Genomic DNA, 13,304 nt, shown 5'->3' on the forward strand with positions numbered 1-13,304 from the left:
CGTTGTGGTCGCGCGACGACCGCGGCTGGCTGCCGAACGCGGCGTGGCCCGCGCACAACGGCAAGTTGGGCTGGACCGGGGACCACCACGAGGACGATCTGCGTTCGCCGGTGGGCGTGTACTCGCTGACCGACGCGGGCGGCCTGCTGCCCGATCCCGGCACTCGGCTGCCCTACGACCGTTCCGACGGATTCGCCATCTCCGGTACGGGGTTCGCCGGCGAGGAGTTGGCCGGCACGTTCGACCACGTCATCGCCATCGACTACAACCGGGTCACGGGCCGCTCGCCGCAGGACGCCGAGCGCCCTCGCGGCGACGAGTTCGGCGGCGGGATCTGGCTGCACATCGATCACGGCGGCGCCACCCACGGCTGCGTGACGCTCCCGCGGGAGGCACTGGTCACGCTGCTCACCACCCTCGATCCCGCGGCCCACCCGGTCGTGGCGATGGGCGACGCGCCGGCGCTGGCCGTGGGTGGTCCCGCTTCCTGACGACGCGTCAGCCTCTTAGGCTGGGTGGGTGACCGCCGTCGAGCTCCGCCCGCTGCCCGCCGAAGCCGCCACCCTCCTGGACCGGGTCGCCGCGCCCGCCCGCCTCGTCGCGCACCTGCGCATCGTGCACGACGTCGCGTACCGACTGTGCGACTGGGTCGCGGCGACCCACCCGCATGTACCGTTCGACCGCGACACGGTCCTGTTCGGGGCCGCGACGCACGACATCGGCAAAGCCCTGTACCCCGAAGAGCTTTCGGGCCCGGGGGCGTGCCACGAGCAGGCGGGCTACGACCTGCTGACCGCCCACGGCGTGGCCCCGACCCGGGCCCGCTTCGCCCGCACGCACGCCTCGTGGGACCCGGCCGATCCCGAGGAACTGCTCGTGAGCCTGGCCGACAAGGTCTGGAAGGGCAAGCGTGTCCCGGAACTGGAACAGGCCCTGATCACCCTGCTCGCCACGGCCTCCGGCCTTCCGGAGTGGGAGACCTACCAGGCCCTCGACGACTTCGTGACGGCGATCGATCCGGACACGCTGCTGCTGTAGTACCGCGGCCGGGGCACCGGCGAAGGTCCCCGGCCACGGCATCGGGCCGCTACGTCCGGCGGGACAAGTAGTCGATCAGCCGGACCTCACTGCGTTCGAGCCGTTCGCGCTCCTCCACCGGCAGCCCGGCCAACGCGTCGACGAGCACCCGGGCGCGCGGGACGTAGACCATGGACCCCGTGTACAACCGGCATGCGGTGCACCACGAATGCCCGATGCATCGCTCGTACGACGAGGATTCGGCCGGGTGGAACCGGTAGACGTACGAGGCCACGGCCGTGCCGCAGACCGAGCACGACCACGGGTCGTCGCCGCCGCCGAAGACCGAGAAGTCGACCTTGCGCCACGGCTGTCGGCCGGCGGGAACTCTTCACGTGGGTGCGGTCATGCCTCGGATGCTGCCACAGCCCGCGGTCGGGATCAACGAGGCAGTCGACGCCACATCCGCCGAGGCATCAGGCGCATGCCCGCGAACACCGGGCGCAGCACGGCCGGCACCCACACCTCGCCTCGGCCGCGCGCCAACGCCCGCACCGTCGCGTCGGCGACCTGCTCCGGCGTGCTCGACAACGGCGCCGGCGACATGCCCTCGGTCATCCGCCCGACCACGAAACCCGGACGCACGAGCAACAGCCGCACCCCGCTGCCGGCGAGCGCGTCGGCCAGCCCGCTCGCGAACCCGTCGAGACCGGCCTTGGCCGAGCCGTACACGTAGTTCGCCCGCCGCACCCGCACCCCCGCCACCGACGAGAACACGATCAGCCGGCCGTGCCCCTGCGCCCGCAGCAGCGTCGCGAGATGGGTGAGGATGCTCACGTGCGCGGTGTAGTCGGTGTGCACCACCGCGACCGCGTGCGCGGCGTCGCGCTCGGCACGCCGTTGGTCGCCGAGGATCCCGAACGACGTGACCACCACGTCGAGCGGCCCGTGCCGCGCCACCACGTCGTCGAGTATCGACCGATGCGAGCCGAGGTCGTCGGCGTCGAACTCGACCCGATCCACGTGCTCCGCACCGGCCTTGCGCAGCGCCGCCTCCTCGTCGTCCAGTTCGTGACTGCGCCGCGCGGCCAGCACGACCGTTCGAGCCCCCCGCCCGACCAGCCGCTCCGCGACCGCCAGCCCGATCTCACTTCGCCCACCGAGCACCAACACATGTCCACTCACCCATCCAGTCTGCCCGACCCGACCGGGCCCACCGGACCCACCGAACCGACCGGATGCCCTCGGACCCCACCGTCCATTCACGCGGGCACCCGTCACCGACCGAACACGGACTCGGTTCTGCTCCGGCGTGCTCGGCCGGGGGCTCGGCTCCGTTCGGGGTCGCCCGGAGCAACCCCATAGTCTGGTGCGCGTGATCGCGAACGAGAATGCCGTCCCCGCCGTCCTGCTCGGCGCCCCGGAGGCGGTCGATGCGGTGGGGCAGGCGCACGAGCTTTTGGCGGACCTCGTTTCGGGTGGCGCCGCGCTCGGATGGGTCGAGCCGCCGTCGCGGGACGAGGTCGCGGCACTGTTCGACGACCTCGTGGCGGCCTCGCGGGTGGGGGACGCCGCGTTGCGACTGGCGTACGAAGGGGAGCGGCTGGTCGGGTTGGGCTATTGGCGGCGGTACACCCGTCCGACCCACCGCCCGAACGCCGACCTGGAGAAGCTCGCCGTCGCGCCGAGCGCGCACGGCCGCGGCCTCGGTCGGCGTCTCACCGCGGCACTGATCGAGGACGCCGAGGCGGCCGGCGTCGAGTTCCTCACCCTGGACGCGCGCGGCGACAACTCGAACGCGCTGCGCCTGTACCGCAGCCTGGGCTTCACCGAGTACGGCCGCCTGACCGACTTCGTCGCCGTCGGAAACGCCCGCTACGACAAGGTGTTCTACGTGATCGACCTGCGCGTTCCCCGAGGTTGACCGATCCGAAAGCCCCGGCGCAACCGCCGCGAGTTGATTGAATGGACGCCCGTGAACCGGGCGGCGACCACGAACCGTGGGGCGACCGCGAACCGTGCCGGACCGAGGGGGACGCGTCGATGGAAAGCACGACGAGCGGGTTGCGTTCGGACGAGGATCTCGCCGCCTGGCTCGACGGGTTGGCGCCCTTCGCCACCGGTGCCGAGGTCACGTTGCCGGCCGGAGACGAGTTGGTGTCCGTACTGCTCGACCTCTCGGTGCCACACGAGGATGTCACCGAACTCCTCGCGACGCGCGACGTGCTCCTGCGCGATCCCGAACTGCGCGAGGTGTTCGAACGCAACGCGCGGACGTTGATCGCGGGGATCGACACGATCGACGATCGACGGGAATTCCCGCCGCTGCCGGGCGAGTTCGGGGCCGTCGGGCGCTGGTTCCACGTCCTCTCGTTCATCGCGGCCCTGCCGTACGTACAGGCGTACCACCACCGGCTCGGCATCCCCGCCGACGTATCCCGCCGGACGCTGGCCGACCTCGGCCGCAACGTGGCGGTGCACCGTCGGCGCCTGGGCGTCGGCGGACTGATCGCCCGGCACTGGATGGGCCTGCACTTCCGCGGCGAGCTCTACCAACTGGGCCGGCTCCAGTTCCAACGCGCTTTGGTCCCGAGCCGGGTGAGCGAGAGCGCCCGGGCCGCCGGGTTGTCCCACCGGCCCGAGGACCCCGCGTTGGCGCTGCACATCCCGGCCTTCCACGGCCCGTTCACCCCGGCCGCGTGTGACGAATCCCTGGCCCTGGCCAAGGACTTCTTCCCACGCCACTTCCCCCGGGAGCGCTACCGGATCGCGCTGTGCGGGTCCTGGCTGCTCGACCCGCAACTTCGTGAGTATCTGCCGAAGTCGTCCAACATCGTGCGTTTCCAAGGCCGGTTCCACTTGGTCGAGGAACTTCCGAACCGCACGCCCGACGACACCAGCCCGGTGGCCTTCGTCTTCGGCGACCCCGACCTCCCGATCGAAACCCTCCCCCGCCGCACCTCCCTGGAACGCGCCGTAGGCGACCACCTCCGAGCAGGCAACCACTGGTACAGCGGCCTCGGCTGGTTCGAACTGTGACCACGCCGCCGCCGGCCGGCAACGGGCGACCCTGTCGATCGGCGAGGCGCCGAGCGGTGACGGCTGCCTCGAACGCCTCGTACACGTCCTCGTCGACCCCACCGCCCCCGAGCAACGAGGCATCGGCCGCCGTGACCAAGGCGTCCACGTGCTGCTCGGTGATGTCCCCGGGTGCCGGCGATATATGCCTGCGCACCCCGGCGGCCCTCGGGACGGGGATGCGCGAGGATGGTTCCTATGACGGACGATCTTCGGCTGATGAACGGTCTTCGGCGCCGGTTCTCGGCGTATACGTGGGAGCCGATCACGGTCGGCCGATCGGGAGCCGGGGTGTATCGGCTCGACGGGCGCGAGAGTCTGTACCTCAAGGTCGCCGAGGTGAACGCCCACCCCGATTCCGGGTTCGACCTGGTCGCCGAGACCGCGCGCGGGTTGTGGCTGGCCGAACAGGGGCTTCCGGTGGCGGAGATCCTCGACCACGCCGCCGACGCGGCGGGTGCGTGGCTGCTGACCCGAGCGGTCCCGGGCCGCACCGCGGCCGATCCGTGGCCGGCGGATCGCCGCGACGCCGTCGTGGACGCCCTCGCCGACATGGCCCGTACGCTGCACGAACTCCCGGTCGCCGACTGCCCCTTCGATCGCAGCCTGGCGGTCACCGTGCCCAACGCACGCCACGCGGTGGCCGCCGGACTGGTCGACCTCGACGACGTGGACGACGAGCGCCGAGGGCGCACCGCTGCCCAACTGCTCGACGAGTTGACCGCGACCGTGCCCGACGACGAGGACCTCGTCGTCGGACACGGCGACTACTGCCCGCCCAACGTGCTCCTCGACCCGGACACCCTGGACGTGCTCGCCCTGATCGACCTGGGCCGCCTGGGCCGCACCGACCGGCACGCGGACCCGGCCCTGGCCATGCGCAGTCTGCTCGACCCCGACAACCCGCAATTCACCCCCGAGCACGCGACGCGCTTCCTCACCCGCTACGCCCCGGACGGCGATCTGGACCCCAAACGCATCGCCTTCCACTGCCTGCTGGACGAGTTCTGCTGACCTCGCGCGTTCGCCCTGGCGATCCGGCCGCCTTCGCGTTCCGGCCACCCGAGAAGGCACCCGAACCGCGCCGCGCGCCCACCCGGCCCGACACTCGGGCGCCGCTCACCCGTCGTCCGTCACGAACACCCCCGCGCGTGCCGCGACCACCGCGGCGTCGGCCGCGCGGGTCGAGACGGCGTCGCCCACCGGCTCGTTCGTGATGAACAGGCGGTAGTACAGCGGCGCCACCGCGGCCCGAACCACCTCGACGCCGTCCGTACCCGGCGGCAACTCGCCGCGCTCGACCGCACGTTCGACCACCGACCCGGCATCGACGAGCCGGCCGACCAGGAAGCCGCGCAGCGCGTCCGAGGCGATCGGGTCGCGAACCGCCGCAACCACCAGCGCTCGCGCGGTCGGCCCGTCGGTGGCATCGAGAAAACCGGTCGACACGAGGGCCGTGATCGCGCGCAGGTCACCGGCGATCGTGCCCGTGTCGGGAATCGGCCACGGCTCGGTGGAGGCCAGGTCGAGCGCGTCGGCGGCCAGTCCCGCGGCGTTGCGCCAGCGGCGGTACACGGTGGTCTTGTGCACACCGGAGCGGGCCGCGACCGCCTCGACGGTCAGCCCGGCGAAGCCCTTGTCGGCCAACTCCGCCAGGGTCGCCTCGCGCACCGCCTCCCGCGTACGCGCGGTCCGCCCCCCGGGCCGAGCAGTCCCGGCGGTTCCCACGGACGCGCCACCCTCGGCACCCTCGGCACCCTCGGCACTCAAAGACAACTCAGTTGCATTAGCACTCCCTCACCTGTCATGCTCACTGTCATGCTCATCCTAATGCAATCCTGTTGCATTAGACCGATCCATCGAAACCTCCGAAAATGAACACCACAAGGAGCACGGCAGCCATGACCCACCTCCCGAACCCCACCACCGCCAACGCCCCCACCGGCACCATTGCGCCGCGCCCACTGGAGACTCGCCTTGTCCGCTCAGCTCACCGTCCGCAACGTGTCGAAGGCGTACACCGATCGACCGGTCCTCGATGACGTATCGCTCACCGTCAAGCCGGGGGAACACGTCGGCATCGTCGGCGAGAACGGATCGGGCAAGTCCACCCTCCTGCGGCTGATCGCCGGCGTGGACGCGCCGGACGACGGCACCGTGACCGTCACCGCTCCCGGCGGCATCGGTCACCTCGGCCAGACCCTCGATCTGCCCGACACCCACACCGTCCGGCAGGCCATCGACGCCGCTCTCGCCGACCTGCGCGCGATGGAGCTTCGGCTGCGCGAGCTGGAGGCCGACCTCACCGAGGACCGCCTCGGCGAATACGGTGAACTGCTGAGCACTTTCGAGGCCCGCGGTGGCTACGAGGCCGACGCCCGCACCGACAAGGCCGTCCAGGTCCTCGGCCTCGGCTCGATTCCCTACGACCGCCCGCTCGGTGCCCTCTCCGGCGGAGAACGCGCCCGACTCGGCCTGGCGTGCCTGCTGGCCGCGTCCCCCGAGGTCATGCTGCTCGACGAACCGACCAACCACCTCGACCCGGCGGCCGTGGTCTGGCTGGAGGACCGGTTGCGCGAGCATCGGGGCACTGTCGTGGCGATCTCCCACGACCGGCTGTTCCTCGACCGCGTCGCGACCGCGACAGTCGAGGTCGAGCACGCGACGGTCACCCGCTACGGCGGCAACTACACGGCCTACCTCGCCGCCCGAGCGGCGATGCGCCGGCGCTGGGAACAAGCGCACGCCGACTGGTGCCGCGACGTCGGCGAAGCCGAACACGCCCTCGCCACCACCGCGCAGCGCGTCGCGCCGGGGCGGGCGATGACCGACAACAACAAGATGGCGTACGACCGCAACGGCGGCCGCGTGCAAAGCTCGGTCGCGTCGCGCATCCGCCGAGCCAAGGAGAGACTGCGCCGGCTGCACGAGAATGCCGTACCCGCCCCGCCCGAGCCGTTGCGCTTCACCGGCGGCTTCGGCACCGGCGCGACGTCCGGCGTGCTCGTGCACTTCGAGGGCGTACGGGTCGGGCATCGGCTCGTGGTGCCCGACTTCCACATCGAGGCCGGGCAGCGCCTGCTCGTCCACGGCGCGAACGGCGCCGGGAAGTCCACTCTCCTGCGCGTCCTCGCCGGCGCCCTGGAGCCCGACGACGGCACGGTGCATCGGCGCGGCCGGATCGGCTATCTCCCGCAGGATCCGAACTTCGTCAACCCGGCCCGCAGCGTCCTGTCGACCTACGCGTCGGGTCTTCCGGGATACCCCGACGAGATCCGCGACCGGCTTCGGGCTTCGGGGCTGCTGGACCCCGAGCTGTTCGTCAGGCCGGTCGGCACCCTGTCGGTGGGCCAACGCCAACGCCTCGCCCTGGCCCGGATGTTGAGCCGACCGGCCGACCTGCTGCTCCTCGACGAACCCACCAACCACCTCTCGCCGACCCTGGTGGAAGAGCTCGAACAGGCCCTCGACGTCTACCCCGGCGCCCTCGTCGTGGTCTCCCACGACCGCGCCCTGCACGGCAGGTTCACCGGCACGCGCGTCCTGATGAGCGAAGGAGCACTCGTATGACGCCCCCCGAGCCCACACCCGAGCCCACACCCGAGTCCGAACCCCCCGCCGGCGAGACCGTCACGGGCGACCCGGCAGACACAACCGTCACGGGTGGCACAGCCACCACGGGCAACACCGCCGACCCGACATGTACCACCGTCACCGCCCGCACCGCCCCCACGTGCGACGAATTCCCGGTGTCCGACGCCGTGTCCGGCCCCTACGCGATCACCACCGGCCCCGACGGCGCGCTGTGGTTCACCCTCGTCCACGCCGGCCGGATCGGCCGGATTTGCCCAACCGACGGCCAGGTCACCACCTACGACCTCGACGCCCCCGACTGCGGCCCGACCGTGATCGCCGCGGGACCCGACGGCGCGCTGTGGTTCACCGAGTACCGGGCGCACCGGATCGGCCGCATCACCACCGCGGGCGACGTCGCCCACTTCGCCCTGCCCACCGCGAACGGCGGCCCGTTCGGCCTGACCGCCGGGTCCGACGGCGCGCTGTGGTTCACCGAGACCGCCACGGACCGCATCGGCCGCATCACCACCGCCGGCGAGATCACCGGCTTCGCGCTGCCGGTGGCAGGCGGATTCCCCTCGGCCCTGACCGCAGCGCCGGACGGCGCCCTGTGGTTCACCCTCAACGCGGGAAACGCGGTCGGCCGCATCACCACGGACGGCGACATCACCCTCCACGACCTGCCCACCCCCGGCGCCGGTCCGGTCGGCATCGCCGCTGCCCCGGACGGCTCGGTGTGGTTCGCCGAGATCGGCGCCGGCGCCGTAGGCCGCCTCACCACCAAGGGTGAATACACCCAATTCCCGCTGCCCGACCGCCGGTCACGCCCGCACGCGGTCGCCTTCGATGTCGCCGGCGACTGTTGGATCACCGAGTGGGGGGCGAACCGCGTCGGCCGCCTGACCCCCGACGGCGCTTTGACGGAGTTCGACCTCCCCACCACATCCGCGGAACCACACGGCGTCGTGTGCGGCCCCGACGGCGCGATCTGGATCGCCATGGAAACCGGCACCCTCGCCCGCCTCGACCCCCGGCCCGCCGCCGTCGAACCCTGAGTCCCCAACCGGACACAGGATTTCCCTCCGCCGCGCGGCCCCGCGCCCGCTCTCGGCGCTCCTCCCGGACGCCCCGAAACGCGCCCGCGTGCACCCGGCGGCACAACCCGCGCACGAATGTGCCGAGTCCATCGGGCGCCACACGCCGTAATTCCTAAATAATGCAAATCGACATGAAAAGTGCCTATGGTCGAAGTACGGGGGCATCGTCGAGCCCGGCGGTGAAGTCACGATGAGGGAGCACCCGATGCTTACTCAACACGTCCGTCAGCCCGCTGCCCCGGCGACTCGCACGGTAGCGACGCTCATGATCGAAGAAGAAACGACCATCAGTGACGCGCCGTTGTTCGCGCCGGAAGACTTCGGCGGAGGCCTTCTCGTCCTCGGCCTGCTCCTGTCGCCGAAGCCCCCGAAGGAGCGGTAAGCCGGATTCGATGTCCACGACATCACCGACTCCCATCGGAAGTTGATCACCACCATGCCCTTCGCCGACACCACTCCTCACGAGGAGTACACGGCGGCGGTCGAGCGGGTGGCCGGCCGCGCCCTCGGTGTCCTCATGGACGCCGAGGGCGCGGTCGTACCCGCCGAAGTCGCGGCCGACCCCGCTCACCAGCAAGACTTGCGAGACCTCGACGCCGACCTGCCCGGCCTGCGCGTCCTGGGCTCCGACATGCTCGCCCCGCACGTACTGCGCGGCACCCCGCTCCCCATCGAGCAGGCCGAGGCGGCCGCCCGCGCCTTCTCGGTGTTCCCGCCCGACTCGATGGGCGCCTCGCCGGAGACGGCGTGGATCATCGAGTGGCAGGACTGGGCCACCGCCCGCACGCTGACCCGCTTCGGGCTGGCCGTCGACGTGCCCGCCCCGGGCGACGGCCGCCAGGTCGCCGACGCCACCGCGTGGCAGACGTGGTCGGTGCGGATGTCCCAGCTCTCGTCCCTGGCCCTGCCCGGCCTGGACGGCCCCATCCACGAGACCGCCAGGGGCAACGGTCTGTCCCTGGCCCGCGGCGCGACCCGAGCGATGCTGCGCCGCGACTACCGCACCGCGGCCCGGATCGCGCGCTGGCTCGCGTTCTTGCGGGCCGCCGGCACCCCGTATCCCCTGGATCTGGAACCGATGCTGCGCCACATCCGGCTCTTCGGCGGCGGCAGCGCCCGCACCGTGCTCGACACGCGCATCGCCCAACACGTGACCGGGCCGGAGGGTCCATGAACGCCGACGTACTCAAGACCGCCCACACGGTGGGCTCACGGGCCCTGGGCTGGCTGCACGACAGCGCCGGGTTCGGCACACTGCCCACCCACACGATCGTCGACTTCGACGACCGGGACAGCGCGTACAAGCCGCTCGGTGAGACCGCGCTCGCGTCGTCGCTCGTGCTGCGCGAAGGCGTCGCCGGGCCCGCCGAACTGGCCGCCGCCCGCGAGCTCGTGCAGTTCGCGTGGGGGCAGTTCCGGGACGGGGACTTCCTCTACGAGCGTCAGGTCGGCCACCCGCTGGTGACCGACCCGTTGGAGACGTACGCGCACTTCGTGCGGGCGGGCATCCGGCACGAGCGGATGGACGACCTGCTCGCTCACCTCGCCGACCTCGACTCGGCACGCGCGGTCGAGATGATGCCCAACCGGCGCCTCGCGGTGGCCAACGCGCGCCGGGTCGCGGGCGTACGAGACGACCACGACTGGTCGACACTGGCCGCCGACACGTGGCTCGGCGCGACGCCGGAACCGTGGGCGATCGACTGGATGACCGGCTACCACCTGACCCACACGGTCTTCCACATCACCGACTGGGGCGCGCATCCCGAGTTGCTGCCCACCGAGATCCGCGACTACCTGCGGGCGTGGCTGCCCGTGTGGGTGGACGTGTGGCAGGAGGTCGCCCAGTTCGACCTCGTCGGCGAACTCCTCGCCGTGGACGCGTGTCTGACCGAGCCGGTGTGCGACGCTCAGGGCTGGAACCGGCTCGCGGCCGCGCAGCACGCGAACGGCCTGCTGCCGCGCGACGCGGACCCGGTGGACACCGACGAACGCCGGGCGTTCAAGGACCACGAGCACACCGCGGTGGTCGCGATCGTGGCGGGCACGATCACCCTGGCCCGCTCGCTCGGCGCAGCCTCGGCCGTCGCGTGAGCACGAGCGCGAGCGCGGATGCGCGTGCGGGCGGGGGCGGGGGATCGGGCGCGGGAACGGGCACAGGCGCGGATCCGAGCCCGAATGCGAGTGCGAGTGCGAGTGCGAGCAGCTTCCTCGTCAGGCAAAACGTCGAGGAGCTCTTGGCCCCGAAGTTCCTGGCCCCGTTGCTGCGTTGCGATCCGACGACCGGCGCCGTGGTCGTGGCGGCCGTTCGCGGCGACGAGCACGCGGTCGTGACCGGCGGCACGGGGGTGGACGCCGACACCCGGTTCGAACTGGGCTCGGTGACCAAGACGTTCACGGCGTTGCTGCTGGCGGACGCGGTGGCGCGCAACGAGGTTCGGCTCGACGATCCACTCGCCGCCTTCCTGCCACCGGGTGCCCGTCCGCGCGGCGCACCGCCCATCACCCTCCTGCATCTGGCCACGCACACATCGGGCCTGCCCCGGCTGCCGCGCGGGTCGCTGCGGACCGCATTGCCCGCGTGGTATTCGAACCCGTACGCGGGCTACGACGAAAAGCGGCTGTTCGACTCACTCGGCCGGACCCCGGTACGCACGCGGCCCGGCTCGCGCGTGACGTACTCCAACCTGGGCGTGGGCTTGCTCGGTCACGTGCTCGCGCGGGCGGCGGACATGCCGTACGCGGACCTGATCGTGCGCCGCCTGGGCGTGCCGCTGGGCCTGGTCATGACCACGTGCGACCCCAACGCACCACAGGTGACGGGGTATTTGCACGGTCGGCCGCGACCGCCCTGGGACATGCCGGGACTGCCCGCCGCCGGCGCACTGCGCAGCACGGCGGCGGATCTGACCCGGTATCTGGCGGCGCATTTGACCCCGGGGGGCGTGGCGTCGCCCGCGTTGGCCGCCGCGTTGCGCGAGGTGCGCAGGCCGCGCCTGATCGTTCGCGGCAGCGGTGACCGGCTGGGCCTGGTCTGGAATGTACGCGAACGGCCGGGCCACGAGCTGGTGTTCCACGGCGGCTCGACCCGCGGCTTCACGTCGTTCGTGGGATTCAGTCCGCAGGCGGGCGTGGCAGTGGCCGCGTTGGCGAACACGGCGGCCGGCCCGCGGGCGACGTTCGTACAAAGCGCGTACGAGGCCCTACGGGCGCTTGCCGCCGACACGATGGGTGGATGAGCACCCCAGACCTGTTCAGCCATCTCGACCCGCCGACCCTGATCGCCGGTTGCCGAGGATCCGAACATGCCGGATCCTCGGATGCCGGCATTCGCGGCGAAACCGGCGGGGCCGGGGAAGATCAGTTCTCGCGAACGGCGGCCGACCGTGTAGGCGTTGAAGTAGGGCAACAGGCGGACACCGCATGGTGGTTCGCTCGGCGTCTCGGTGTCGCCGGCCGCGATCCAGGCGGGTCTGCCGTCGAGGTCGGCCGGTTCGATCGTGTCGTCGCGGGCGGCGAGGTCGGCGAACAGGTCGGCCGCCCACGTGGGCGGGGTGGCCGTCCACAACGCGAGGTCGCGCGAGGTCGCCGGTCCGTAGGCGTACAGGTAGCGCCGGACCAACATGGCGAAGGCGGCATCCCTGTCGAGGGGTTACCGGCCGGGCAGCCACCGGCGCGGGTTCGTGTACGTGACGTTGCGGCCTCGGTTGGGGCCGAAGCACAGCGCTCCCCTGGTTCCCGCGACGGCCAAGGCCATCCGCCATCGCGGCCACATGCCCTGGAACGCGGGCATCACCGGCTCGCCGGCCCACGCGCCGGTGCGCGCGACGACCTCGGCGGACAGTTCGTCGACGGTCGGTTCGGCGTCGACGACCGCGTCCGCGACGGTGGCGACGATCTCGTCGGTCCGCGCGTCGTCGAGGCGTACTCCCGCCTTGTGGCCGTTGTGCGAACGCGGGAGGCCGGCCGACGCGCCGATCCACATCGGCAGATCGCGGGTCGCGAGCAGGTGCACCGTGCCGCGCGGGCCGAACGACTTGATCAGGCTGTGTTCGCTCCACAACGCGGTGCGAACGTCCGTACGGGTCGCCCTCGACACCCGCGTGCCGACGGACAGTTCGGCGGCGGACAGCACCTGCGCGTGCGCGCCGCACGTCGCGGCGACCACGTCGGGGAAAGCGCCCTCGGGCGCGGGTTCGGCCAAGGCGTGTCGGGTCGGCCGCCGGGCCCGGACCTGCGACCACGTGAAGGTTGTCATCCGGTGGCACTCCCTCGTCGGACGGCGTCCCGGGGAACCTCCCGGGACCACCTCCGACGTTGATCCTCATTGCGGACCGTTCGTGTCCTGAAGCCTCACGGCCGAGGCCGCAGGGACTCCTCGATCGCCCGCAACCAGATCACGACCGCCTCCGCGCCCGGGTCGACGGTGCCGATGGCCCGGTCGCCGAGATAGCTGCTGCGGCCTCGGCGCGCGCTGTGGTGCGCGGTCGCCTCGGTGCCCGCCGCGCCCGCCTCGACCGCGTCGGCCAGGCTCGC

At 71.9% G+C, this 13,304-nt stretch carries 15 protein-coding genes and 1 pseudogene; 10 read left to right on the plus strand and 6 right to left on the minus strand.

Annotated features, from left to right (window positions below; translation table 11 throughout):
* Positions 1 to 491: L,D-transpeptidase family protein (locus GT354_RS24095; protein ID WP_161358465.1), on the plus strand; the 491-nt coding region annotated here is incomplete at its 5' end.
* 28 nt (positions 492 to 519) lie between these two features.
* Positions 520 to 1,038 (plus strand): HD domain-containing protein, encoded by a 519-nt coding sequence (locus tag GT354_RS24100; RefSeq protein ID WP_346012148.1) that lies wholly within the window; start codon positions 520 to 522, stop codon positions 1,036 to 1,038.
* 49 nt (positions 1,039 to 1,087) lie between these two features.
* Here the strand turns inward: GT354_RS24100 and GT354_RS55895 are convergent, their stop codons facing one another.
* Both GT354_RS55895 and GT354_RS24105 read right to left on the minus strand, forming a co-directional pair.
* Positions 1,088 to 1,210 (minus strand): hypothetical protein, encoded by a 123-nt coding sequence (locus GT354_RS55895; protein ID WP_272923874.1) that lies wholly within the window; start codon positions 1,208 to 1,210, stop codon positions 1,088 to 1,090.
* Positions 1,211 to 1,458: 248 nt separating this feature from the next.
* The gene (locus GT354_RS24105) at positions 1,459 to 2,202 is read right to left on the minus strand and encodes a decaprenylphospho-beta-D-erythro-pentofuranosid-2-ulose 2-reductase (RefSeq protein ID WP_161358466.1); all 744 of its coding nucleotides are present in this window, start codon (positions 2,200 to 2,202) and stop codon (positions 1,459 to 1,461) included.
* Positions 2,203 to 2,425: 223 nt separating this feature from the next.
* Here GT354_RS24105 and GT354_RS24110 point away from each other — a divergent pair, with 223 nt between their 5' ends.
* The 3 genes from GT354_RS24110 (at position 2,426) to GT354_RS24120 (ending at position 5,109) form a co-directional block, all read left to right on the plus strand.
* Positions 2,426 to 2,941 (plus strand): GNAT family N-acetyltransferase, encoded by a 516-nt coding sequence (locus GT354_RS24110; RefSeq protein WP_237535395.1) that lies wholly within the window; start codon positions 2,426 to 2,428, stop codon positions 2,939 to 2,941.
* A gap of 41 nt (positions 2,942 to 2,982) precedes the next feature.
* Complete coding sequence (locus tag GT354_RS24115; RefSeq protein ID WP_237535393.1) at positions 2,983 to 4,056, plus strand: acyltransferase domain-containing protein; 1,074 nt, start codon at positions 2,983 to 2,985, stop codon at positions 4,054 to 4,056.
* A gap of 258 nt (positions 4,057 to 4,314) precedes the next feature.
* Positions 4,315 to 5,109, plus strand: coding sequence for an APH(3') family aminoglycoside O-phosphotransferase (locus GT354_RS24120; RefSeq protein ID WP_161358476.1), 795 nt, complete (start codon positions 4,315 to 4,317; stop codon positions 5,107 to 5,109).
* A 105-nt stretch (positions 5,110 to 5,214) separates the two neighbouring features.
* Here GT354_RS24120 and GT354_RS24125 read toward each other — a convergent pair whose 3' ends face one another.
* Positions 5,215 to 5,766 carry a TetR/AcrR family transcriptional regulator gene (locus GT354_RS24125; protein WP_346012149.1) on the minus strand — a complete coding sequence of 184 codons (552 nt, stop codon included), beginning with the start codon at positions 5,764 to 5,766 and terminating at the stop codon, positions 5,215 to 5,217.
* Positions 5,767 to 6,072: 306 nt separating this feature from the next.
* Here GT354_RS24125 and abc-f point away from each other — a divergent pair, with 306 nt between their 5' ends.
* Both abc-f and GT354_RS24135 read left to right on the plus strand, forming a co-directional pair.
* Complete coding sequence (abc-f, locus tag GT354_RS24130; protein ID WP_161358468.1) at positions 6,073 to 7,665, plus strand: ribosomal protection-like ABC-F family protein; 1,593 nt, start codon at positions 6,073 to 6,075, stop codon at positions 7,663 to 7,665.
* The gene (locus tag GT354_RS24135) at positions 7,662 to 8,726 is read left to right on the plus strand and encodes a virginiamycin B lyase (protein WP_237535394.1); all 1,065 of its coding nucleotides are present in this window, start codon (positions 7,662 to 7,664) and stop codon (positions 8,724 to 8,726) included. Before abc-f ends, GT354_RS24135 begins: the two co-directional genes overlap by 4 nt.
* 184 nt (positions 8,727 to 8,910) lie before the next feature.
* Here the strand turns inward: GT354_RS24135 and GT354_RS24140 are convergent, their stop codons facing one another.
* The gene (locus GT354_RS24140) at positions 8,911 to 9,168 is read right to left on the minus strand and encodes a hypothetical protein (RefSeq protein WP_161358469.1); all 258 of its coding nucleotides are present in this window, start codon (positions 9,166 to 9,168) and stop codon (positions 8,911 to 8,913) included.
* Between the two features lie 24 nt (positions 9,169 to 9,192).
* On the opposite strand from GT354_RS24140, the gene GT354_RS24145 reads away from it, so the two are divergent.
* From GT354_RS24145 to GT354_RS24155, 3 genes are all read left to right on the plus strand, one after another.
* Positions 9,193 to 9,942 carry a hypothetical protein gene (locus GT354_RS24145; RefSeq protein ID WP_161358470.1) on the plus strand — a complete coding sequence of 250 codons (750 nt, stop codon included), beginning with the start codon at positions 9,193 to 9,195 and terminating at the stop codon, positions 9,940 to 9,942.
* Entirely contained in the window at positions 9,939 to 10,862 is a 924-nt protein-coding gene (locus GT354_RS24150) for a hypothetical protein (protein ID WP_161358471.1), read from the plus strand. Before GT354_RS24145 ends, GT354_RS24150 begins: the two co-directional genes overlap by 4 nt.
* A gap of 143 nt (positions 10,863 to 11,005) precedes the next feature.
* On the plus strand, positions 11,006 to 12,007 hold the full coding sequence (locus tag GT354_RS24155; RefSeq protein WP_161358478.1) for a serine hydrolase domain-containing protein: 1,002 nt from the start codon (positions 11,006 to 11,008) through the stop codon (positions 12,005 to 12,007).
* A 119-nt stretch (positions 12,008 to 12,126) separates the two neighbouring features.
* Here the strand turns inward: GT354_RS24155 and GT354_RS24160 are convergent.
* Together GT354_RS24160 and GT354_RS24165 are read right to left on the minus strand one after the other, a co-directional pair.
* A pseudogene (locus GT354_RS24160) lies at positions 12,127 to 13,026 on the minus strand (winged helix DNA-binding domain-containing protein); the annotation flags it as partial.
* A 95-nt stretch (positions 13,027 to 13,121) separates the two neighbouring features.
* On the minus strand, positions 13,122 to 13,304 hold a 183-nt coding region (locus GT354_RS24165), incomplete at its 5' end, for a DAK2 domain-containing protein (RefSeq protein ID WP_161358472.1).

This window comes from Streptomyces sp. SID3343 (assembly GCF_009865215.1).
In the GTDB taxonomy this organism is placed as follows: Bacteria; Actinomycetota; Actinomycetes; order Streptomycetales; family Streptomycetaceae; genus Embleya.

Coding starts and splice junctions, on each gene's coding strand:
- GT354_RS24150 (WP_161358471.1), top strand. CDS start 9,939: ATGAACGCCGACGTACTCAAGACCGCCCACACGGTGGGCTCACGGGCC.
- GT354_RS55895 (WP_272923874.1), bottom strand. CDS start 1,210: ATGGTCTACGTCCCGCGCGCCCGGGTGCTCGTCGACGCGTTGGCCGGG.
- GT354_RS24135 (WP_237535394.1), top strand. CDS start 7,662: ATGACGCCCCCCGAGCCCACACCCGAGCCCACACCCGAGTCCGAACCC.
- GT354_RS24120 (WP_161358476.1), top strand. CDS start 4,315: ATGAACGGTCTTCGGCGCCGGTTCTCGGCGTATACGTGGGAGCCGATC.
- GT354_RS24115 (WP_237535393.1), top strand. CDS start 2,983: ATGGACGCCCGTGAACCGGGCGGCGACCACGAACCGTGGGGCGACCGC.